Annotated in this window: 19 protein-coding genes; 9 read left to right on the forward strand and 10 right to left on the reverse strand. The window is 61.8% G+C overall.

The window, feature by feature from the left end:
* Positions 1 to 3: 3 nt before the first annotated feature.
* The 4 genes from JV201_RS19115 to JV201_RS19130 are packed head-to-tail and all read right to left on the reverse strand — an operon-like array spanning position 4 to position 2,091.
* On the reverse strand, positions 4 to 504 hold the full coding sequence (locus JV201_RS19115; protein ID WP_023658977.1) for a spore coat U domain-containing protein: 501 nt from the start codon (positions 502 to 504) through the stop codon (positions 4 to 6).
* Between the two features lie 4 nt (positions 505 to 508).
* Entirely contained in the window at positions 509 to 1,045 is a 537-nt protein-coding gene (locus tag JV201_RS19120; protein WP_032898768.1) for a spore coat protein U domain-containing protein, read from the reverse strand.
* Positions 1,046 to 1,063: 18 nt separating this feature from the next.
* On the reverse strand, positions 1,064 to 1,606 hold the full coding sequence (locus tag JV201_RS19125) for a spore coat protein U domain-containing protein (RefSeq protein WP_008431482.1): 543 nt from the start codon (positions 1,604 to 1,606) through the stop codon (positions 1,064 to 1,066).
* Positions 1,600 to 2,091 carry a spore coat U domain-containing protein gene (locus tag JV201_RS19130; RefSeq protein ID WP_218166240.1) on the reverse strand — a complete coding sequence of 164 codons (492 nt, stop codon included), beginning with the start codon at positions 2,089 to 2,091 and terminating at the stop codon, positions 1,600 to 1,602. The genes JV201_RS19125 and JV201_RS19130 overlap by 7 nt, the downstream gene beginning before the upstream one ends.
* 229 nt (positions 2,092 to 2,320) lie before the next feature.
* Here JV201_RS19130 and zapE point away from each other — a divergent pair, with 229 nt between their 5' ends.
* Both zapE and JV201_RS19140 read left to right on the forward strand, forming a co-directional pair.
* A complete protein-coding gene (gene zapE / locus JV201_RS19135; RefSeq protein WP_219405918.1) occupies positions 2,321 to 3,436 on the forward strand; it encodes a cell division protein ZapE in 1,116 nt (371 codons plus the stop codon).
* Positions 3,437 to 3,446: 10 nt separating this feature from the next.
* Positions 3,447 to 4,769, forward strand: coding sequence for a leucine-rich repeat-containing protein kinase family protein (locus JV201_RS19140; protein WP_219405919.1), 1,323 nt, complete (start codon positions 3,447 to 3,449; stop codon positions 4,767 to 4,769).
* 123 nt (positions 4,770 to 4,892) lie between these two features.
* Here the strand turns inward: JV201_RS19140 and JV201_RS19145 are convergent, their stop codons facing one another.
* Entirely contained in the window at positions 4,893 to 5,600 is a 708-nt protein-coding gene (locus tag JV201_RS19145) for a YebC/PmpR family DNA-binding transcriptional regulator (protein ID WP_102369528.1), read from the reverse strand.
* Positions 5,601 to 5,709: 109 nt separating this feature from the next.
* A complete protein-coding gene (locus tag JV201_RS19150; protein WP_177029093.1) occupies positions 5,710 to 7,023 on the reverse strand; it encodes an MFS transporter in 1,314 nt (437 codons plus the stop codon).
* A gap of 266 nt (positions 7,024 to 7,289) precedes the next feature.
* On the opposite strand from JV201_RS19150, the gene JV201_RS19155 reads away from it, so the two are divergent.
* A complete protein-coding gene (locus tag JV201_RS19155) occupies positions 7,290 to 8,162 on the forward strand; it encodes a LysR substrate-binding domain-containing protein (protein WP_003212428.1) in 873 nt (290 codons plus the stop codon).
* Positions 8,163 to 8,287: 125 nt separating this feature from the next.
* Here the strand turns inward: JV201_RS19155 and JV201_RS19160 are convergent, their stop codons facing one another.
* Positions 8,288 to 9,145 carry a LysR substrate-binding domain-containing protein gene (locus JV201_RS19160; RefSeq protein WP_219405920.1) on the reverse strand — a complete coding sequence of 286 codons (858 nt, stop codon included), beginning with the start codon at positions 9,143 to 9,145 and terminating at the stop codon, positions 8,288 to 8,290.
* 112 nt (positions 9,146 to 9,257) lie between these two features.
* Between JV201_RS19160 and JV201_RS19165 the strand changes: the two genes are divergently transcribed.
* The 3 genes from JV201_RS19165 to JV201_RS19175 all read left to right on the forward strand — a co-directional run bounded on the left by JV201_RS19165 (position 9,258) and on the right by JV201_RS19175 (position 11,905).
* Positions 9,258 to 10,367, forward strand: coding sequence for a 2-aminoethylphosphonate--pyruvate transaminase (locus JV201_RS19165; protein ID WP_134327002.1), 1,110 nt, complete (start codon positions 9,258 to 9,260; stop codon positions 10,365 to 10,367).
* A gap of 27 nt (positions 10,368 to 10,394) precedes the next feature.
* On the forward strand, positions 10,395 to 11,222 hold the full coding sequence (phnX, locus tag JV201_RS19170; RefSeq protein WP_003212423.1) for a phosphonoacetaldehyde hydrolase: 828 nt from the start codon (positions 10,395 to 10,397) through the stop codon (positions 11,220 to 11,222).
* A 122-nt stretch (positions 11,223 to 11,344) separates the two neighbouring features.
* The gene (locus JV201_RS19175) at positions 11,345 to 11,905 is read left to right on the forward strand and encodes a cytochrome b (RefSeq protein WP_219405921.1); all 561 of its coding nucleotides are present in this window, start codon (positions 11,345 to 11,347) and stop codon (positions 11,903 to 11,905) included.
* A 117-nt stretch (positions 11,906 to 12,022) separates the two neighbouring features.
* On the opposite strand, the gene JV201_RS19180 is transcribed toward JV201_RS19175, so the two are convergent.
* The 3 genes from JV201_RS19180 to JV201_RS19190 form a co-directional block, all read right to left on the reverse strand.
* Positions 12,023 to 12,922 (reverse strand): 1-aminocyclopropane-1-carboxylate deaminase/D-cysteine desulfhydrase, encoded by a 900-nt coding sequence (locus tag JV201_RS19180; RefSeq protein WP_219405922.1) that lies wholly within the window; start codon positions 12,920 to 12,922, stop codon positions 12,023 to 12,025.
* 57 nt (positions 12,923 to 12,979) lie between these two features.
* Positions 12,980 to 15,019, reverse strand: a complete 2,040-nt coding sequence (locus JV201_RS19185; RefSeq protein ID WP_102369532.1) for an NADPH-dependent 2,4-dienoyl-CoA reductase — start codon at positions 15,017 to 15,019, stop codon at positions 12,980 to 12,982.
* A gap of 117 nt (positions 15,020 to 15,136) precedes the next feature.
* Positions 15,137 to 16,075: a LysR substrate-binding domain-containing protein gene (locus tag JV201_RS19190; protein WP_219405923.1), complete on the reverse strand. Its 939-nt coding sequence runs from the start codon at positions 16,073 to 16,075 to the stop codon at positions 15,137 to 15,139.
* Positions 16,076 to 16,211: 136 nt separating this feature from the next.
* Here JV201_RS19190 and hutH point away from each other — a divergent pair, with 136 nt between their 5' ends.
* The 3 genes from hutH to JV201_RS19205 all read left to right on the forward strand — a co-directional run bounded on the left by hutH (position 16,212) and on the right by JV201_RS19205 (position 19,474).
* Positions 16,212 to 17,753 carry a histidine ammonia-lyase gene (hutH, locus tag JV201_RS19195; protein WP_023658981.1) on the forward strand — a complete coding sequence of 514 codons (1,542 nt, stop codon included), beginning with the start codon at positions 16,212 to 16,214 and terminating at the stop codon, positions 17,751 to 17,753.
* A 92-nt stretch (positions 17,754 to 17,845) separates the two neighbouring features.
* On the forward strand, positions 17,846 to 18,355 hold the full coding sequence (locus JV201_RS19200; protein WP_219405924.1) for a prolyl-tRNA synthetase associated domain-containing protein: 510 nt from the start codon (positions 17,846 to 17,848) through the stop codon (positions 18,353 to 18,355).
* A 354-nt stretch (positions 18,356 to 18,709) separates the two neighbouring features.
* Entirely contained in the window at positions 18,710 to 19,474 is a 765-nt protein-coding gene (locus tag JV201_RS19205) for a transporter substrate-binding domain-containing protein (protein WP_003212408.1), read from the forward strand.
* The last annotated feature ends 689 nt before the right edge of the window (positions 19,475 to 20,163 follow it).

Consider the following 20,163-nt stretch of genomic DNA (forward strand, 5'->3'; position numbering starts at 1 on the left):
GCCTTACCAGGACAGCTGCACCTGCAGCACGTCGCTGTACGTCCCCCCAGGCTGATTACCCGGTAACACCACCCGGCCGTAAATCGGCAGGGTTATATTGTTCGCGTTGCTGTAGGCCACGCTGACGCTTTGACTGATCCCCAGGCTCTGGCTCAGGGCCGCGTCCTGAAACAGCTGGTACGCCACTTGAGCACTGCCGCTATTGAGCTGCATGTGCCGGCCACTGGCGTTGTACAAGCCGCCGTTGACGCTCATGCTCAAGGTGACTCCCGGGGTGCATTGCAGCGTTACCCCGCTGCTCAGCGCCACCGACACCGTGCTGGTGGACAACGACGAATAGCTGCCGAACGCCAGGCTGCCGTAGTTCGTGCCGCCGCCCACCACCAGGCAGCCTGCGGCAATCGTCGCGCTGACCTGGATCGTCTGGCTGGTCACCGCCAGCAACGACAACGGCATCCCCCAACCCGTGATGACCGCCAGCGTCGCCCAGCAGGCCCGCTTCATGGCACTAGAACGTCAGTTGCACGGACACCGTGTCGGTGTAGGTACCCGCCGGCAAACCTGCCTTGCCCACGGCCTGGCCGTAGATGTTCACGGTTTGCGCAACGCCCGTGCTCGCGCCTACGTTGATGGTTCCGTTGATCGCCAGGAGCGTCGAATGCCCGGTGTCGGTGTAGAAGTCATACGGCACATAGTTGGCCACGCCGTCGTACAGCGCCCGGGTGCCGCCCGTGGACTGGCCGTCATGGGAGCCCGCGCCCACGGTGATCACCGGCGAGGTGCCCGAGGAACACTGGATCGACAACGCGCCTCCACCGCCACCCAGCACCTGGCCGGACTGCGTGGTGAACTGGCTGTTGGTGGTACCGAAATTGATCGTACCGAAGTTCAAACCGGTGGTGCCGCCCACGCCGTTGACCAGGCAACTGTTGGTCAGGATCAGCGTGGAGCTGATCTGCCCGGTGACCGTCGTGGCCGCCTGGGCACCCGATACCCAGGCCAGTGCGACCAATGGGAGAACTGCTTTAGATACAAGTGCATGCATGATGTCCATCCTCATGAATTACCAATCCAGAGTCACCGTCAGGGTGTCTGTGTAGATGCCGGCCGGTAGGGCCCTGGTATTCGCCACCACCGAGCCGAATACCGGGATCGGTACCTGTGCGCCCTTGGTCACGACGAAATTGCGTTGCTGGCCGATGCTGTAGGTGCTTCGGCCCGCAGGATCGGCCGACAGCCGATACGGTATGGTTTGCCGGCCATTGCTCAAGCGCCGGGTGATGCCGTCGCCATGGGCGCCGCCGTCGATGGTCACGGTGAAACTGCTCACCACCGACGGGTTGCAGGACACCGCGAGCGCGGCCTTGTCGCCATCACTGATGCCGGCACCCAGGCCCTTGTCCCAAGTGGGTCCGTGGCTGCCGAAATCCAGCAAGGCCGAGCCGCCATCCGGGCTCACCGGCGCGCTGTCGGTGCCTTTGCTCACCTGGCAACTGGCGGTAATCACCAGCCGTGCGTGAATCTGCCCGGCGACCGCCGCCTGGGCGTCCTCGGCCAGGAGCAACAGGCCGCCCAGCGCGATGCAGGCCAGGACGCGGCTTACCATGTCACCGTCACTTTGAGCAGGTCGGAATAACGCCCCACGGCCGGTATTTCCTTGAGCGGCTCGATGCGTCCATAAAGTGGCAAGTCCACCGTGCCGGAATCGGGCACACGGCCGCTCAACGGTACGTCCACGGCCAAGGGGATGCGGCGTGCGGCATCGGCATAAATTCGATAGGGAATGGGTTTGATCGAGGGGGCAGCAGCGCCCAGGTAACGTACTTCGCCGATGCCGCCATGCAGGCCGCCGTCGACACGCATCTGATACGGCGTATCCGGGTTGCACTCCAGGCGTGGCTGGCGCTGGCTGATCAAGGCTGCACTCAACGGGCCTGCCGGGTCATCCAGCCGGGAGCCGCTGCCGAAATCCAGTACGCCGAGCTGCTCGATCCCTGCTTCACGCGTGGTGCCGACCAACTGGCACCCCCGCTGCACGTCGATACGCACCTCAACCTGGAGCTGTGCACCATAAACCGTGTTGCAGAGCATCGCGCTCATGATTGCCAAGACTGCGTGTCCCTTCACTGCCCCAAATCCTTATACAGGGGTGACTGCTGTGTATGAGGTTAGTCACTTGAAGGGAATCCGCCAGTCAGGTCGGTGTTTTGGATCCATTGACCCATGCCTTTTCCAGATAGCTCGCGCCGTGCATCTCTATTGGTCAAACCGCAACCGGCGCTCTAAAGTGAGCGACCACCGAAACACAGAGTGACTGACATTGGCTGCTTTACCGCCCCTGCTCAAACGGTTGCTGGGTAAACCCGCGGCGACCACCGCCGCCCCCGGTATCAGCGCATTCTTCCAGGGCAAGGCCCGCCAACAGGGCTATACCCTCAGTCCAAGCCAGCAACAGGTGATCGAGACCATGTCCCGGCAAACCGACCATCTGCTGGCCGGGCGCCCTACCCGCAGCCTGTACCTGCACGGCGCCGTCGGCCGGGGCAAGAGCTGGTTGCTGGACGGCTTTTTCCAGGCGTTGCCGATTGCCGAGAAACAGCGCGTGCACTTCCACGACTTTTTCGCCCGTCTGCACCAGGGAATGTTTGCCCATCGCCAGCAGCGCGATGCCTTGGCCGTGACCCTGGATGAGTTGCTCGATGGCTGCCGCGTGCTGTGCTTCGACGAGTTTCACGTACACGATATCGGCGATGCGATGCTGATCAGCCGCCTGTTCAAGGCCCTGTTCCGGCGCGGAGTCTGGGTGCTGGTAACCTCCAATTATCCGCCCGCCGGGTTGCTGCCGAACCCCTTGTACCATCAGCGGTTCAAGCCGGTGATCGAGCTGATCAGCGCGCGCATGGACGTCATGGAAGTCAGCGCCCCCCAGGATTTTCGCAGCCTGGCCCAGGCCCATGGCGATCAGCGGTTCAGCACTGGCCAGTTCGTGTGGCCGGGGACTGCCGCGCAACGCCAAGCCCTGGGCCTGCCGTCAGCGGATCAGGCCCCGGTCAGCCTGACCGTCGGAGCCCGGCAATTGACTGCCCGCTGGCACCAGGACCGCAGCATTGCCTTCACCTTCAGCGACCTGTGCGAACAACCGACCGCCGTCATGGACTACCTGCAGCTGTGCCGCGACTATGAACGCTGGATCATCGACGGCCTGCCGCACCTGGCGGACTGTCCGATTGCCGCCCAGCAACGGTTCATCAACCTGGTGGACGTGCTCTACGACCAGGACAAGCAATTGGTGCTGATCGGCGAGCAGCCGCTGGAGCAATCCCTGAGCGGCCAGGCCATCGATTTGGCGCGCACCGCCAGCCGCCTGGGGCAGTTGCAGAAGATCGGGCCGCAACCCGCTATCATGAGCGCCATTCACGCCCCTATTGCCGAGTGACGCGCCGTTCATGGATACCCTTGCCCAACTCAAGGCCGGCCAACTGGCCGGTATCAAACGCCTGGACCTGCGCTGTGGGCTGACCGAGTTCCCCCGGGAAATCTTCGACCTGGCCGACTCCCTGGAAATCCTCAACCTTACCGGCAATGCCCTGAGCAGCCTGCCGGATGACCTGCACCGCCTGCCCCATTTGCGCGTGCTGTTCTGTTCGGAAAACGCCTTTACCGAACTGCCGCAATGCCTGGGCCAGTGCGCGCAGTTGAGCATGATCGGCTTCAAGTCGAACCAGATCAGCAGTGTCCCGGCGACGTCGCTGCCACCCTTGCTGCGCTGGCTGATCCTCACCGATAACCACATCAGCCAATTGCCGGACGAACTGGGTGAACGGCCTTTGCTGCAAAAACTGATGCTGGCCGGTAACCACCTGGAGCAGTTGCCGCAAAGCCTCGCCCAGTGCAAAAACCTCGAACTGATCCGCATCGCCTCCAACCGCATGACCCGCCTGCCGGACTGGTTGCTGGCCTTGCCGAGCCTGACCTGGCTGGCCTACGCCGGTAATCCGGTAGAGATGGCCGTGGAAGAGGCCCGCCATGACGCGACGCCAAATATTCCCTGGTCCGAGCTGGAATTGAGCGAAGTGCTGGGGGAAGGCGCTTCCGGAATCATCCGCAAAGCGTACTGGGCCCCGTCAAACGGGCCGGTCAAGGCGGTCGCGGTCAAACTCTATAAAGGCAGCATTACCAGTGACGGCTCGCCCCTGCACGAAATGCACGCCTGCATCGCCGCCGGACTGCATGCCAACCTGATCAAGGTAGAAGGCCGTGTCGTCGACCACCCGGAAGGCCAGGCGGCGCTGGTGATGCAACTGATCGAACCGAGCTACCGCAACCTCGCGGCCCTGCCGAGCCTGGCGTCGTGCACCCGGGATATCTACGAGCCCACCACCCGTTTCAGCGCGGATGTGGCGCTGCGCATGGCCCGGGGCATCGCTTCGGTGGCGGCGCACCTGCACGCGCAAGGCATCACCCACGGTGATCTGTACGGCCACAACATTCTGTGGAATGAAGCCGGTGAATGTCTGCTTGGGGACTTTGGTGCAGCGTCGTTTCACGCCACGGTCGACAGCCAGGAAACCCGCGCGTTGCAGCGCATCGAAGTCAGGGCGTTCGGGGTGTTGCTGGGGGAGTTGCTGGAAAGGATTGATGCGGGGTTGAACGAGCAACAGCGCGTGGCACTGGAAGCCTTGCGGGACAACTGCTGCCAGCCGGATGTGTTGGCCCGGCCTGGGTTCGAGGAAATCACAAGCTTGTTGCAGTCTTCCAAACTCCGCTAAACCCAATGTGGGAGCGGGCTTGCTCGCGAATGCGGTGTGTCAGTCAATACATGCTTGGCTGGTACACCGTATTCGCGAGCAAGCCCGCTCCCACATTTGGACCGGGTTCACATCAAATCAGAATCAACCCGCCAACCCGACGAACATGTCCTGCACGTCATCATGGTTGTCCAGGCCTTCCAGGAAGGCTTCAACTTCGGCCATCTGCTCATCGCTCAAACCGCTCACCGGGTTCTTCGCGATGTAGCCGAGCTTGGCCGACAGCACGGTGAAACCCTGCTCCGGCAGGGCTTTCTGCACGGCATCCAGGTCGGTGGTCTCGGTGATGAACAAGGTCGTGCCTTCTTCTTCGCCTGCCTCGAAATCCTGGGCACCGGCCTCAATCGCGGCCATTTCCGGATCGGCTTCCGGGCTGTCCGGCGAGGCTTCGATCAGGCCCACATGGTTGAAGTCCCAGGCCACGGAGCCGGACGCGCCGAGCTGCCCCTTGCGGAACGCCACGCGGATTTCCGCCACGGTGCGGTTGATGTTGTCGGTCACGCATTCAACGATCAGCGGCACCTGGTGCGGGGCAAAACCTTCGTAGGTCACGCGGTGGTATTGCACGGTCTCACCGAGCAGACCGGCGCCTTTCTTGATCGCGCGTTCCAGGGTTTCCTTGGGCATCGAGGCCTTTTTGGCCTGCTCCACCACCAGGCGCAAATGTGCGTTGGTAGCAGTGTCGGCACCGTTGCGGGCGGCAATGGTGATCTCTTTCACCAGCTTGCCGAAGATCTTGCCCTTGGCATTGGATGCCGCTTCTTTATGTTTGACTTTCCACTGTGCGCCCATGACTCACTCTCTTCTGTCCATCGCGCCGAAACGTCTACTGGCCGGCGCTTTGGGGGCAGAGTTTATAGCGCTGAAACACTCTAATCCACCAAAAAACCGGCCATGCCCCTCAGGTCCGCAAGGGGTTGATGGCGCGCTCACGGTCGGGCACGAAGTCACCCACCTGCGCCAGCACCGCCGGCCTGGCGTTCCAGTACGGCATCAACACCAGGGAGGAAAACAGCGCGGCACCGGCAAACACGATAAACACCGTGACCGTGTCGAAGTAGCCCGGCAGCAAGCCGCCAAGGATCGCCCCCACCGAACCGCAGCCGTTGACGAACCCCGCCGCCGTCGCGCCGGCCTTGGCGGTGCCGAAGTCGATGGCGGCGGTGCTGCTGATCATCGAGTCCGGCCCGTACAGGGTCAGGCCCATCACAAACAGCAGCGCCATCACCAGCGCCACACTGCCGGTGTGCAAGGCGCCCATGAACAACGCCAGGGCCACGGTCAGCGCCAGCAGGCTGAGGACACAGGCCGGCATGCGCCGGGCGCCGAACAGTTTGTCGGACGCCATGCCGATCATGATCGGCCCCAGCAACCCCGCCAGCTCGAACGCCGTCGGCACAATCGCTGCGCCGACCTTGCCCACCGATGGCATCTGCTCATACACAATCACCGGCCCCCACAACAGGATCGCGTAACGCGCCGGTTTCAACAGAAAGTACGCCAGCCCCAGGGTCAACACCGTGCGGTTGCGCAAAATGGCCCGCAGCGGCTCCAGCACACTGGCGTTCTTCTCGGCGGCAGTCTGTTCCGGTTCCGGTTCCACTGCCGGTAACCCCACATCCTGTGGCGTGTTGCGCTGGAAAATGAAAAACAGCACCGCGACCACGAAGACCACAGCCGCACTGGAGATAAATGCCGCATGCCAGGTGCCGATCAGCGTATACGCCCACCATCCGGCAAACGGCGACGCCACCAGGCCACCAAAGGCGTAGCACGAGCTCCATAAACCCAGCACCCGGCCACGCTGCTGCGCCGGGAAGAAACTGCCAAGGTTCTTGCACAGCCCGGACCAGCCGGTGGACTGGGCCAGGCCCTGGATCAACATGCACGTGACAAAGATCGGCAAGGTGGCAAACGTGCCCATCACCAGGGCGGCGGCGGCTGAAATCACCAACCCGCCGAGTACCACCACACGCGGCCCGAAACGGTCGGCGAGCATGCCCCAGGTGAATTGGCCAACGGCGTAGGCCGCCAGGTAAATGCCATCCAGGTTGGCCATCATCATCTTGTCCAGCGGGAAACTCGGGTCGTCGACGATCCCCAGCTTGGCCACCGAAAAAGCCTTGCGGGTAAAATAGAAGGCCGCGTACGCCAGCCAGGTGATGGCGAAAATCTGCACGCGCCAACGCTTGATGTGACTCAAGGGAGTATTCATGGTGGTTCTGACCTCGGGTGTGAGTGTGCCGGCAGAATGAAAAGCAAACGCCTGTATTTTTATTGTTGAGCACTGCAGTACCGGCGCTTGGAGGGGCGCGGTATTGGTCAGATGAGTCCCGCTGGTGAGCACGCAGAAGACCCATGGCCGCCGAAGGTGTAGGACTCGACCTACGGCGACTGGGGCTATCAAAGCAATGGCTGACTAATAGGTAAAATCGATTTATCGTATTTCAAATATAAGCTGAGCTTGTAAGAGGATTCGCGATGTCGGTGTCTCACGCGCAACTCAAAGCCTTCCATGCGGTGGCCGTACACGGCAGTTTTACCCACGCCGCCGAACGCTTGTTCCTCAGCCAGCCGGCCATTTCCGACCAGGTGCGCAAGCTTGAGGAACGTTTCGGCGTGCTGCTGTTTCATCGCAACAAACGTTCGGTGCGCTTGACCGACCTCGGCGAGCGCCTGTTGAGCATCACCCAGCGTCTGTTTGCCGTCGCGGCGGAAGCCGAAGAGCTGTTGCAGGATTCCCGCGCCTTGCAAACCGGCACCCTGACACTCGCGGTGGACGCCCCGGTGCATGTGCTGCCGCAGATTGCGCGCTTCTGCCAGTTGTACCCGGGCATCAGCGTGAAGATCGAAACCGGCAACACCGATGAATCACTGTTTCGCCTGTACAACTACCAGGCCGACCTCGCGCTGCTGGGGCGCGATGTGGACGACGAGCGGCTGCTGTCACTGCCGCTGCCCGATGACCAATTGCTCGCGTTTGTCGCCCGCAACCACCCGTGGGCGGGCCGCGAGTCGATCTGCCTGGCGGACCTGGACGATACGCCGCTGGTGTTGCGGGAAATCGGCTCGGTGACCCGCCAGACCCTGGAGCAGGAAATGCATCAGGCCGGGCTGCGCATTCGCCCGGCGATCCAGGTGGAAGGCCGCGAAGCCGCGCGGGAGGCGGTGGTGGTGGGTATTGGCGTGGGCGTGGTGTCGGCTGCGGAGTTTGGCGCAGATTCGCGGGTGTATGCGATGCCGATCCGTGACTGTACGCAGCGGATGAAGGAAACACTGGTGTGCTTGAAGGAGCAGAGTTCGCGGCGGGTGGTGGCGACTTTTCTGGAGATTGTGCGGGAAAGTTTGCGGTGAAGTTGAGGGCCCCTTCGCGAGCAAGCCCGCTCCCACAGTTGACCGAGTTCTACCGATGGAACGCGGTCGAATGTGGGAGCGGGCTTGCTCGCGAAAGGGCCAACTCGATCTTCAGCCAACCCCCACTAAGGCGCCAACTCGAAAAACGCCTGAATCAACCGCAACTCCCGCCGCCGCTCCATGCACCCGATCACATGCCGGTTCACCAGCCCCTCGCCCTGGATCGGAATCGCGTGCACCCGCGGATCCCGGCTGACTTCCATCGACGACACCACCCCAACCCCCAACTCGGCCGCCACCGCTTCCGTCACCGCCTCACGGCTGTCCAGTTCCAGCAACACCCGGGGCTGCACGCCGGCATGGGCGCAGGCATCGTCAAAGGTCCGCCGCGTGATCGAGCTGGGTTCACGCAACACCATGATCACCTGATCCAATTGCTCCAGCCGAATCCCCGCAGGCTCCGCCAGCCACGGATGGCCGGCCGGCACCAACGCGCAAATCCGTGACTCGATCAACGGCTGCAAGTGCAGGCCCTTGCGCGGCTCCACCTCGGTCAACACCGCCACGTCAGCCCGCTCCGACAACAGCGCCGCGAGGGTTTCCTGCGCATTGCCCAGGCGCAAATTGACAGTAATCCCCGGATACCGCTGCCGTAGGCTGGCCAGCATCGGCATGACCATGTGCGGCCCGTCCGCCGCCACTTCCAGGCGCCCGGTAAGTAATTGCCGGTTGGCCTCCAGCAACGTCTGCGCCTCTTCCACCAGGCCGAAGATCGCCCGGGTGATCGCCGCGAGTTTGGTGCCCTCCTCGGTCAACTCCACCCGCCGCGCGGTACGCCGCAGCAGCGCGATCTGGTAGTGCTCCTCCAGCGCCTTGATATGCCCGGTCACCGCCGGCTGGCTGATGAACAGGCGCTCGGCCGCCCGGGTAAAACTGCCCTCGCGGGCCACCGCATCGAACGCACGCAGTTGAAACAGGTTCATAGCTATCGGCCTCACTGATAGCTCGCATAACAACAAACAATTTGATTGATGACAAGCCAAACTGCAATTTAGGCGCCGTAACTTCATCCCAATGTTTTGCGAGGACACACGAATGAGCACTGCCGCGCCGATCCTGCTGACCCCGGGGCCCTTGACCACCTCGGCCCGCACCCGCCAGGCCATGATGGTCGACTGGGGTTCATGGGATGACCGCTTCAATCAACTGACCGCCAGTCTTTGCGAGCAACTGCTGGTGATCGTCAACGGCACCGCCAGCCACCATTGCGTGCCATTGCAAGGCAGCGGCACCTTTGCCGTGGAAGCGGCCATCGGCACCCTCGTGCCACGGGACGGCAAGGTGCTGGTGCTGATCAACGGCGCCTACGGCAAGCGCCTGGCGAAGATTTGCGAAGTGCTCGGCCGCGAGTTCAGTACCTTTGAAACTGCCGAGGACGAACCCACCACCGCCGCCGACGTCGACCGCCTGTTGCACGCCGACAGGGGCATCACCCACGTCGCACTGATCCATTGCGAAACCAGCACCGGGATTCTCAACCCGTTGCCCGAGATCGCCCAGGTCATCGCCCGCCACGGCAAGCGCCTGATTATCGACGCCATGAGCTCCTTCGGCGCGCTGCCGATCGACGCCCGCGAGGTGCCGTTCGACGCGCTGATCGCCGCCTCCGGCAAGTGCCTGGAAGGCGTACCGGGGATGGGTTTTGTGTTCGCTGAAAAGCAGGCGCTGGCTGCAGCCCAAGGCAACTGCCACTCCCTGGCGATGGACCTTTTCGACCAGCACAGCTACATGGCCAAGACCGGCCAATGGCGCTTCACACCGCCGACCCACGTGGTGGCGGCGCTGCACGAAGCGCTGCTGCAATACAACGAAGAAGGCGGCCTGCCCGCCCGGCACCAGCGCTACGCCGACAACTGCCAGGCATTGCTGGACGGCATGGCCGAACTGGGCCTGCGCAGCTTCCTGCCCGCCGCGATCCAGGCGCCGATCATCGTTACCTTCCACGCGCCGAAAGATCCGCGCTACCAGTTCAAGGAGTTCTACGAACGGGTCAAGGCCAAGGGCTTCATCCTTTATCCCGGCAAATTGACCCAGGTGGAAACCTTCCGCGTAGGCTGCATCGGCCATGTGAACCAGGCCGAGATGCAAGCCGCGGTCGCGGCGGTAGCCGAGGTGCTGCAAGAAATGAACGTGCTCGACATCTGACTGCCCACTACTCACAGGATCTGAACCATGAACTACGCAAACCCAACCCAGCTTCAAGCCGCGATCCTCGACTGGGCCGGCACCGTGGTCGATTTCGGCTCGTTCGCGCCCACGCAGATTTTTGTCGAAGCCTTCGCCGAGTTCGACGTGCAGGTCTCCATCGAGGAAGCCCGTGGCCCGATGGGCATGGGCAAGTGGGACCACATCCGCACCCTGTGCGACCAGCCGCAGGTGGCCGAGCGCTATCGCAAGGCCTTTGGCCGCACACCGACTGACGATGATGTGACCGCCATCTACCAGCGCTTCATGCCGCTGCAGATCGAGAAGATCGCCGAGCACTCGGCATTGATCCCCGGTGCCCTGGACACTATCGCCAACCTGCGCCAGCAAGGGATCAAGATCGGTTCGTGCTCCGGCTACCCCAAGCAGGTGATGGACAAGGTTGTCGAACTGGCTGCCACCAATGGCTATATCGCCGACCACGTGGTCGCCACCGACGAAGTACCCAACGGCCGACCATGGCCGGCCCAGGCCCTGGCCAACGTGATCGCCCTCGGGATCGATGACGTAGCGGCCTGCGTGAAGATCGACGACACCGTGCCAGGCATTCTCGAAGGCCGTCGCGCCGGGATGTGGACCGTGGCGCTGACCTGCTCGGGCAACGCCCTGGGCCTGACCTACGAGCAGTTCCGCGCCCTCGACGCCGGCACACTCGCCAGCGAACGCACGCGTATCCAGGCCATGTTCGAAGGCTCGCGCCCACACTACATGATCGACACCATCACCGACCTGCCTGCGGTGATCGCCGACATCAACCAGCGCCTGGCACGGGGTGAAATGCCGCAGGGCAACTGATCGAGATCAAAAGATCGCCTATACACCCTCCTCTCACGGGCAAACCTCGTAAAACAGGCTTACATTGAAAGGACTCCGTCGCAAAGAACGGAGGTTTGCCCTGATGAGTGAGGAAGAAAGCGATGCCCTGGAAAAATTCCGATACGCGTTACAGCACCATGTCGATTGCGTTGCACTGGCTGATGGTGGTGCTGCTGGCGGTGGTCTACGCCTGCATTGAGTTACGCGGGCAGTTTCCCAAAGGCAGCGGCGCACGTACGTTGATCGTGGAAATGCACTTCATGTTCGGCCTGACGGTGTTTGTGCTGGTGTGGCTACGGTTGTTCGCCCGCAGCCTGGGCGTGGCACCGAAGATCGTACCGGCCCCGCCGCAATGGCAAACCCTCCTCGCTACCCTGATGCACATGGCGCTGTACGCCTTGATGATCGGCATGCCCATCGCCGGCTGGCTGATCGTCAGCGCCGAGGGGCATTCGGTGATGTTCTACGGCATCGAGTTGCCGCCGCTGATTGCCGAGAACAAAGCGTTGGCCAAGGAAATTGAAAACTGGCACGTGCTGTTCGGCAAGATCGGCTACTGGCTGATCGGGCTGCATGCGTTGGCCGGGTTGGCCCATCACTATGTGCTGCGAGACAACACTGCGTTGAGGATGATGCCCGGCAAGAGAGGGAGCATTCAGTAAGCCCACGGATTGAATGTGGCAGCTGGCTTGTGTGGGAGCTGGCTTGCCTGCGATAGCATCACCTCGGTGCCACTGATACACCGCGGTGTCTGCATCGCAGGCAAGCCAGCTCCTACATTAACCGGGTGCAACAGGGAAACCCCGGCGGCCCTGCAGGCCACCGGTGTGGACGAAGATCAGGCGGGTGCCGGGGAAAAATCTCCCGGCTTCAATCTGCTGCTTCAACGCCAATAACGCCTTGCCGGTGTACAGCGGCTCCAGCGCCAGGCCACAGGCTTGCTCGGTAGCGTCGATAAAGGCCAGCAACTCCGGATCAACCTTGGCAAAGCCGCCCCGGCTGGCCTCCAGCAATTCATAACCCTGCTGCACAAGCGCCTGCACCTGTTGCGCCACCCCGTGGTCGTCGGGCACCGCCAGGGCGCCATATACCGGATGCGCGCCCGCCTCCGCCAGCACCAATCCCGCCAATGTAGTACCGGTGCCTGCCGCCAGCCACCAACCGTGATAGTCCGTCCAGCCCAGGCCGTTTAATTGCGCCTGCGCCTGATTCACCAAAACCCCGCAACCCAACGCGCCCGCCAGGCCCCCGCCGCCTTCAGGTACCGGGTGCAGGTGCGGATACTGCTCGCGCCAGGGCAGCCAGAAGTCCGGCTCGTTGCGCGCGCGATAGCCGCCATACCCCAGCCAATGCAGTTGCATGCCGAAGGCCTTGAGGTCGAGCACCGTGGGTGTGTCTTGCGGATGGCCACGCAGCAAGCCAACGGTAGGAAAGCCGAAGCGTTTCCCGGCCGCCGCCAGTGCATGCAGGTGATTGGAGTAAGCGCCGCCCAGGCTGATGATCCCGCTGGCGCCCGCCGCCCGGCCTTGCGCCAGGTGCTCGGTGAGCTTGAACCACTTGTTGCCGCTGATCAGCGGGTCGATGCGATCCAGGCGCAGCACGGCGACTTCCACCGGCCCCATCCAGTCCAGCTTCAGGGGTTCAAGGGGCGCGTGGGGAAGCCAGTCGAAAGGACCCATGAGGGCGGTTCTGCACAAGAAAAGGGGCGGTAGTCTACCACCGCCCCTTTTACGTGTTTACAGCTCGGCCGCCAGGCGCGAACCCTGGTTGATGGCGCGCTTGGCATCCAGCTCGGCCGCCACGTCCGCGCCGCCGATCAGGTGCACGTTCTGCCCGGCCGCCACCAGGCCATCCTGCAATTCCCGCAGCGGGTCCTGCCCGGCGCAGATCACGATGTTGTCCACCGCCAGCACCTTCGGTTCACCCTCGGCGCCGATGCGGATGTGCAGGCCCTCATCGTCGATCTTCAGGTACTCGACGCTGTTGAGCATCTGCACCTGCTTGTTCTTCAAGCCGGTGCGGTGGATCCAGCCGGTGGTCTTGCCCAGGCCGTCACCGACCTTGGAGGTCTTGCGCTGCAACAGGAACACTTCACGCGCCGGCGCATGGCGCTCGGGCTTGATCCCGGCCACACCGCCGCGGGCTTCCAGGTGGGTGTCGATGCCCCACTCTTTCCAGAACGCCTCGCGGTCCAGGCTGGTGGACACGCCCTGGTGCACGAGGAATTCCGAGACGTCAAAACCGATACCGCCGGCACCGATCACCGCCACGCGATGACCCACCGGCTTACGCTCCAGGATCACGTCGAGGTAGCTCAATACCTTGGCGTTTTCCACACCGGGAATCGCCGGAATACGCGGCGCGATGCCGGTCGCGAGGATGATCTCGTCATAACCGCCCGCAACAAGCTGCTCAACGTCGACCCGGGTGTCCAGGCACAGTTCGACGTGAGTGGTCTGCAACTTGCGCTTGAAGTAGCGCAGGGTCTCGAAGAACTCTTCCTTGCCCGGCACACGCTTGGCGATGTTGAACTGGCCGCCGATCTCGCTGGCCGAATCGAACAGCGTCACCTGATGCCCACGCTCGGCGGCGACGGTGGCGGCCGCCAGGCCCGCAGGACCGGCACCGACCACGGCGATTTTCTTGATCTGCTTGACCGGCAGGTAGTTGAGCTCAGTCTCGTAGCACGCACGCGGGTTGACCAGGCAGGTGGTCAGCTTGCCGCCGAAGGTGTGGTCCAGGCAGGCCTGGTTGCAGCCGATGCAGGTGTTGATCTCATCGGCGCGGCCTTCGGCAGCCTTGTTGACGAAGTCCGGGTCGGCGAGGAATGGGCGAGCCATCGAGACCATGTCGGCATCGCCTTCGGCCAAAATCTGCTCGGCGATTTCCGGGGTGTTGATCCGGTTGGTGGTGATCAATGGAATCTGCACCGCACCGCGCAACTTCGCGGTGACCTTGCTGAACGCGCCACGCGGCACCTTGGTGGCGATGGTCGGGATCCGCGCTTCGTGCCAGCCGATGCCGGTGTTGATGATGGTTGCACCGGCCTGCTCGATAGCCTTGGCCAACTGCACGATTTCTTCCCAGGTGCTGCCGCCTTCTACCAGGTCGAGCATCGACAGGCGGAAGATGATGATGAAATTCGGGCCTACGGCTTCGCGCACCCGGCGCACGATTTCCACCGGCAGGCGCATGCGGTTTTCGTAGCTGCCACCCCAGCGGTCGGTGCGGTGGTTGGTGTGGGCGGCGAGGAACTGGTTGATGAAGTAGCCTTCCGAACCCATGATTTCCACACCGTCGTACTCGGCGACCTGGGCCAGCACCGAACAGGTGACGAAATCATTGATCTGTTTTTCGATGCCTTCTTCGTCCAGCTCTTTGGGCTTGAACGGGTTGATCGGCGCCTGGATCGCGCTCGGTGCCACCTGCTTCGGGCTGTAGGCATAACGCCCGGCGTGGAGGATCTGCATGCAGATCTTGCCGCCCGCCTCGTGCACCGCCCGGGTGACGATCTTGTGCTTCTGCGCTTCTTCGTCGGTGGTCAGCTTGGCCGCACCGCCATACACCCCGCCTTCATCGTTGGGGCCAATGCCGCCGGTGACCATCAGGCCCACGCCGCCACGGGCACGTTCGGCAAAATAGGCCGCCATGCGCTCGAAGCCGCCGGGTTTCTCTTCAAGGCCGGTGTGCATCGAGCCCATCAGAGTACGGTTGCGCAGGGTGGTAAAACCCAGGTCCAACGGGGCCAGCAAGTGCGGGTAGGCAGCAGCGGTCATGGTACAGCTCCACAACGGATCATCACGGGACGTGGAGCGCTCGAATGGCACTCCATCGGTTTATGTCCCACAGACTAAGAGTCCGCCGGCTGGCGCTCAATGACCGTAAGTGACAACTTAATGATCAAAGTGCGCAGCAGAAAGCATGGCAGCGGTAATTTTCTCCTGTTTCTGCCCCTGCCCGATCATCCAGCGTTGAAACCCGCGGCACTGCTGTTTGTGCAGGGTATTGGGGTGCCAACTCAGGTAGTACGGCGCCGCCAGCGGCACGGCGAACCGCCAGGGAATCACCAGCCGACCGGCGCGCAGGTCCCCGGCGATCATTGAGAACTGCGCCAGCACGATGCCTTGCCGGTCGATGGCCGCATGGATCGCGGTAATCGATGATGAGTAATTGCGGCGGATCACGATGGGCTGGCCGGTTTGCCCTTCCAGCTCGCTGAACCATTGGGTCCACGAAGGCGGCGAATCGAATTTGGGCCGCGAGTCGATGCCGATCAGGCGGTAATCGAGCAAGTCCCGCGCGCACGCAACCCGTTCCAGCAACTGCGGTGAACAGGTGGGCACCACACAATCGCGGAACAGCGGCACGCTATGCCCGGCATGCTCGGGGTGCTCGCCATAACCGATGCGAAAGTCGGCACTTTCCTCCCCCGATGCATCATCGAGGGTGCTGTCGAGGTAGATGTCCAGGTCGGTTTCGTCCTGCCCCCACTCGTCGATCAGCGGCGACAGCCATTTGGTCATCAGCGAAGGCAGGCAACTGATATACAGGTTGTTGGGATTCTTCGCCCGCTCGGCCTCGGCCACCGCCAGCCTGAGTTCTTCGAACGCCGCGGTGCAGCGGGCGTGCAGGCGTTCGCCGACGCTGTTCAAGCGCAGGCGCTGGCCGTCCTTGAGCGTCAGCTTCATGCCCAGGGCATCTTCGAGCAGTTTCATTTGCTGGCTGACAGCGCCCACCGAGATCCCCAGGCGAATCGCCGCCTGGGACATACCGGCGCAGTGGCCCACCACTTCAAACACTTGCAACGCGCGCAACGGCGGTAAACGGCTCATGGGGGAATCTCGCGACTTCAGCAGTTTAGATTTTCTACTAAAAGTAACAGAAAACCTCATATTTTCTTCAGTCAGTGCAACCCGTAGAGTTAAACCACTTCCCACCCCATTGCGTTACGCCCTGCTGGAGTCGCTGATGAAAACCCTGCCTGAACAAATTACCCATGTCGTGTTAGGCGACAGAGAACCCAGCATCGAAGAGTTCGTGGCGATCGCCCGCTATTCGGCCACTGTTTCGTTTGCCGACAGTTACAAGAACCGGGTTAAAAAGTCCCGTGGGTTGATCGAGCGATTCCTCGATGAAAACCGTTTGGTGTACGGCGTGACCACCGGTTTTGGCGACAACGTGCGGCATGTGATCTCGCCGGAAAACGCCAAGGAACTGCAAGTCAACATCGTGCGTTCCCACGCTGTTTCCGTCGGCGAACCGCTGGTGCGTGAACAGGTGCGGGCGATCCAGTTGATGGTGTTGATCAGCCTGGGCAAAGGCTACTCCGGGGTGCGCCTGGAACTGCTGGAACTGATCGCCGGCCTGCTCAACCACGACGTGGTGCCCTTTGCGCCGGGCGAAGGCTCGGTGGGTTACCTCGCGGTAGAAGGCCACCTGGCCCTGGTGCTGCTCGGCGAAGGCCGCGCCAGCGTCAAGGGCGGTGCACTGGTGGATGGCGCAACCGCCCTGCAACAGGTTGGCCTGCAACCGACCGACCTGCAGTGCAAGGAAGGCCTGGCGATGTTGAACGGCACCACGTCGGTGACCGCCATCGCTACGCTGGCGCTGTACAACGCGATGCAGGCTGCGGACCTGGCGGACGTGGCGGCGGCCATGTCGCTGGAGGCGCTCAAGGGCACCATCCGCGCGTTCGACCCGCGCTACCACTCGATCAAGGCTCACCCCGCACAGGCCGCAACCGCCGCCAACATCAAGGCTATCCTGCACGACAGCCAGCTCATCGCAGACAACATCGATTACCGCCTACAGGACGTCTACAGCCTGCGTGCCATCCCCCAAGTGCATGGTGCTTCCCGGCAGTTCATCAACTACGCGCGGGAAACCATCGAGCGCGAAATCAATTCTTCGGGCGACAACCCGGTGATTTTCCCGCTGGACGACGGTGACGGTATCGCGATTTCCGGCGCCAACTTCGACGGCACCTACATCGGGATTGCAGCCGACACACTGTGTGTGGCGCTGACCAACCTGGCGAAAATTTCCGAGCGCCGGACCGACCGCATGATCAACTCGCACTTCAGCGAAATGCCGGCCTTCCTGGTGCGCAACCCGGGCCTGAACAGCGGCTACATGATCGTCCAGTACACCGCCGCCGGGCTGTACGCCGAGATGAAAACCCTGTCGATGCCGTCGTCGATCGACAGCGTCTCGACCTGCGGCAACCAGGAAGACCCGGTCAGCCTGGCCTACAACGCGGTGATCAAGGCCTACAAAGTCTCGCAAAAACTCCAGTCGGTGGTGGCCATCGAAGTGCTGGTCGCATGCCAGGCCCTGGATTTCCACGATGTGAACAAGGCATCGACCGCGACCAAGGCGGTCTATGACCTGGTGCGCAGTGAAGTGCCGGTGGCGGATAACGACCGCGCGTTTTACGCTGACATGGCCAGTGTGATTGACCAAGTGCGCAGCGGGAAAATCAACGACCTGGTGGCCCATCACCTGAACTGACAACCACGCCGTCAAACGGCCTGCCCTCCTTTTCGGACGGCGGGCCTTTGCCATTTTTGGCGCAGACAAAGCGATACCCGGGGACCTTGCCAATGCTTCAACCCAAAGACGTTCTACACCTGCTCGACACCTGCTTCATTGCCTATGAATACGTGGAACACAGCGCCGTGCGCACCTGCGAAGAAGCCGACAAACTGGACATCGGAATCAGCGGGCAGGCGGTCAAGAACATCTTCCTGTGCGATGCCAAAGGCTTGAATCCCACCCTGGTGGTGCTCAAGAGCGAGCAGCGCCTGGACCTGCGTGCACTCTCGCAAACCCTCGGCCTCAAGGGCCTGAGATTCGCCTCGCCGCGCCGCCTGATGGAAACCCTGGGCGTGGAGCCGGGAGCGGTGTCATTGCTGGGGTTGTGCAATGACGTGCAGCGCGTCACCCAGGTTGTGATCGCCGAAGAGGTGTGGAACGGCGACAGGATTCTCTGCCATCCGCTGGTGAATACCGCGACCCTGTCGATCGCAGTCCGCGATATGGCGCGACTGCTTGAGCACCTGGGATTCACGCCAATACTCGCCGCGAACCCTGCCCCCACGCCTGACACCTGACAGCGCACGGGCGGGTGCAAAACGCTACCTATCGACCCAAAACAGGGCGAAAAAACCGCGCACATTTTCTAACCATGTTTAATTTCCTTGAAAATCAACAGGTTATTTATTTTTAAAAGCTGGCAAATATTTTGCAATGACATGTATGTACATGTGGAGTCATGTGCAGACTGGAGAGCGAATCGGCCAGTCCCCAAACCTGTATGCGTTCGAGAAAAAAGTCCTAAGCCCACATCAAAACATTGGTAGGAAATAGAAATGACCGCTAAAAAATCGAATTGGTTAGGCTCTGTTGCTGTAGCGACCCTAGTGATGGCAAGTGCTTCCGGACTGCAGGCAAAGGACTGGACGTCCGTGAACATCGCGACCGAGGGCGCGTACGAGCCCTGGAACCTGACATTGCCAGGCGGGAAGATCAGTGGTTTCGAGCCTGAGCTGATGGACTACCTGTGCGCCAAGATGAAGCTGCAGTGCAAGATCACCGTGCAGAACTGGGATGGCATGATTGCCAGTCTCAACGCAGGGAAGTTTGATGTGTTGATGGATGCGATCGTTATCACTGACGACCGTAAGCAGGTCATGGATTTTTCGATTCCCTACGCGCAGACGCCGGCCAACTTTGTCGCGCAGGATGCGGCGTTGCTGCCGGGTAAAACCGGGGCGGCGAATGCGATTACGCTGAGTGCTGATCCGAAGGCGATTCACGATGCGATCGAGCCGTTGCGTCAGGCGCTGAAGGGTAAAACCATCGGGATCGCTTCAGGCATCATTTACACCAAGTTCATTGATGAGAACTTCAAGGACGTGGCGACGATTCGTGAGTACAACACGTCGGCCGATGCGATTCTTGATCTGCAATCGGGCCGTATTGACGCGATTTTTGATGACGTTACGTTCCTTGATTCGATCATGTCCAAGCCTGAGAACAAGGGGCTGGCGTATACCGGGCCGCAGATCAAAGGCCCTATCTGGGGTGATGGCGAGGGCCTGGGTTTTCGCAAGAGCGATCCGGAGTTGAAGGCCAAGTTTGATGCGGCGTTGAAAGAAGCGATTGCTGATGGGACTGTTAAGAAACTCAGCGAAAAATGGTTCAAGGTGGATTTGACGCCTAAGTCCTGAGGCGTTCCTGGTTGGGGTGGGGGCATATCCGTTATTTGGGTGATGGCTGAGATTGGTTCCGCTCTTACAGCGGCTCACTTTTGAACAGCGCAAAAGTAAGCAAAACGCTCTTGCCCCACCACTCGGCTCCTCGCTTAGGCTCGGTGTGCCCTCACTCCGGCTTTGGAGCGTGGGCCGCCGTCATGGGCCATCCCTGGCCCAGGACGGCTAACCCGGCGTCCTGCCGGGTTACCCACGCTCCAAAGCCTGCGTTCGGCCAGCGTGGTTTAACGGGGCGCCCAAGATCAAAAGCAGATCAAGAGCACAGCGGCCTACCGGCCGGCTTGAGTGTTTAGAAGCAAAATCAAAAGCTAAAGCGGGCACGGTCCACTGTAGGAGCTGGCTTGCCGGCGATGGCATCAACTGGGTGTGTCTGATGCACCGAGGTGTCTGCATCGCCGGCAAGCCAGCTCCTACAGAAAAGCAGCTCTGCTTTCGCTCTGGATCTTGCCTTTGCTTTTAACACTCAGGTCGGCTCTCAGGCCGCCGTGCTTTTGATCTTGATCTTGATCTGACTGCCCCAATAAGCCCGAGGCCGAACGCAGGTATTGCGCAGCGGGTAAACCGGCAGGACGCCGGTTTAGCCGCGCCGGGCCATGGATGGCCCGTCGCGGCGGCCCGCGGAGCAATGCCGGAGTGAGGGAACGCCG

This window comes from Pseudomonas sp. Colony2 (assembly GCF_019382755.1).
GTDB lineage: Bacteria > Pseudomonadota > Gammaproteobacteria > Pseudomonadales > Pseudomonadaceae > Aquipseudomonas.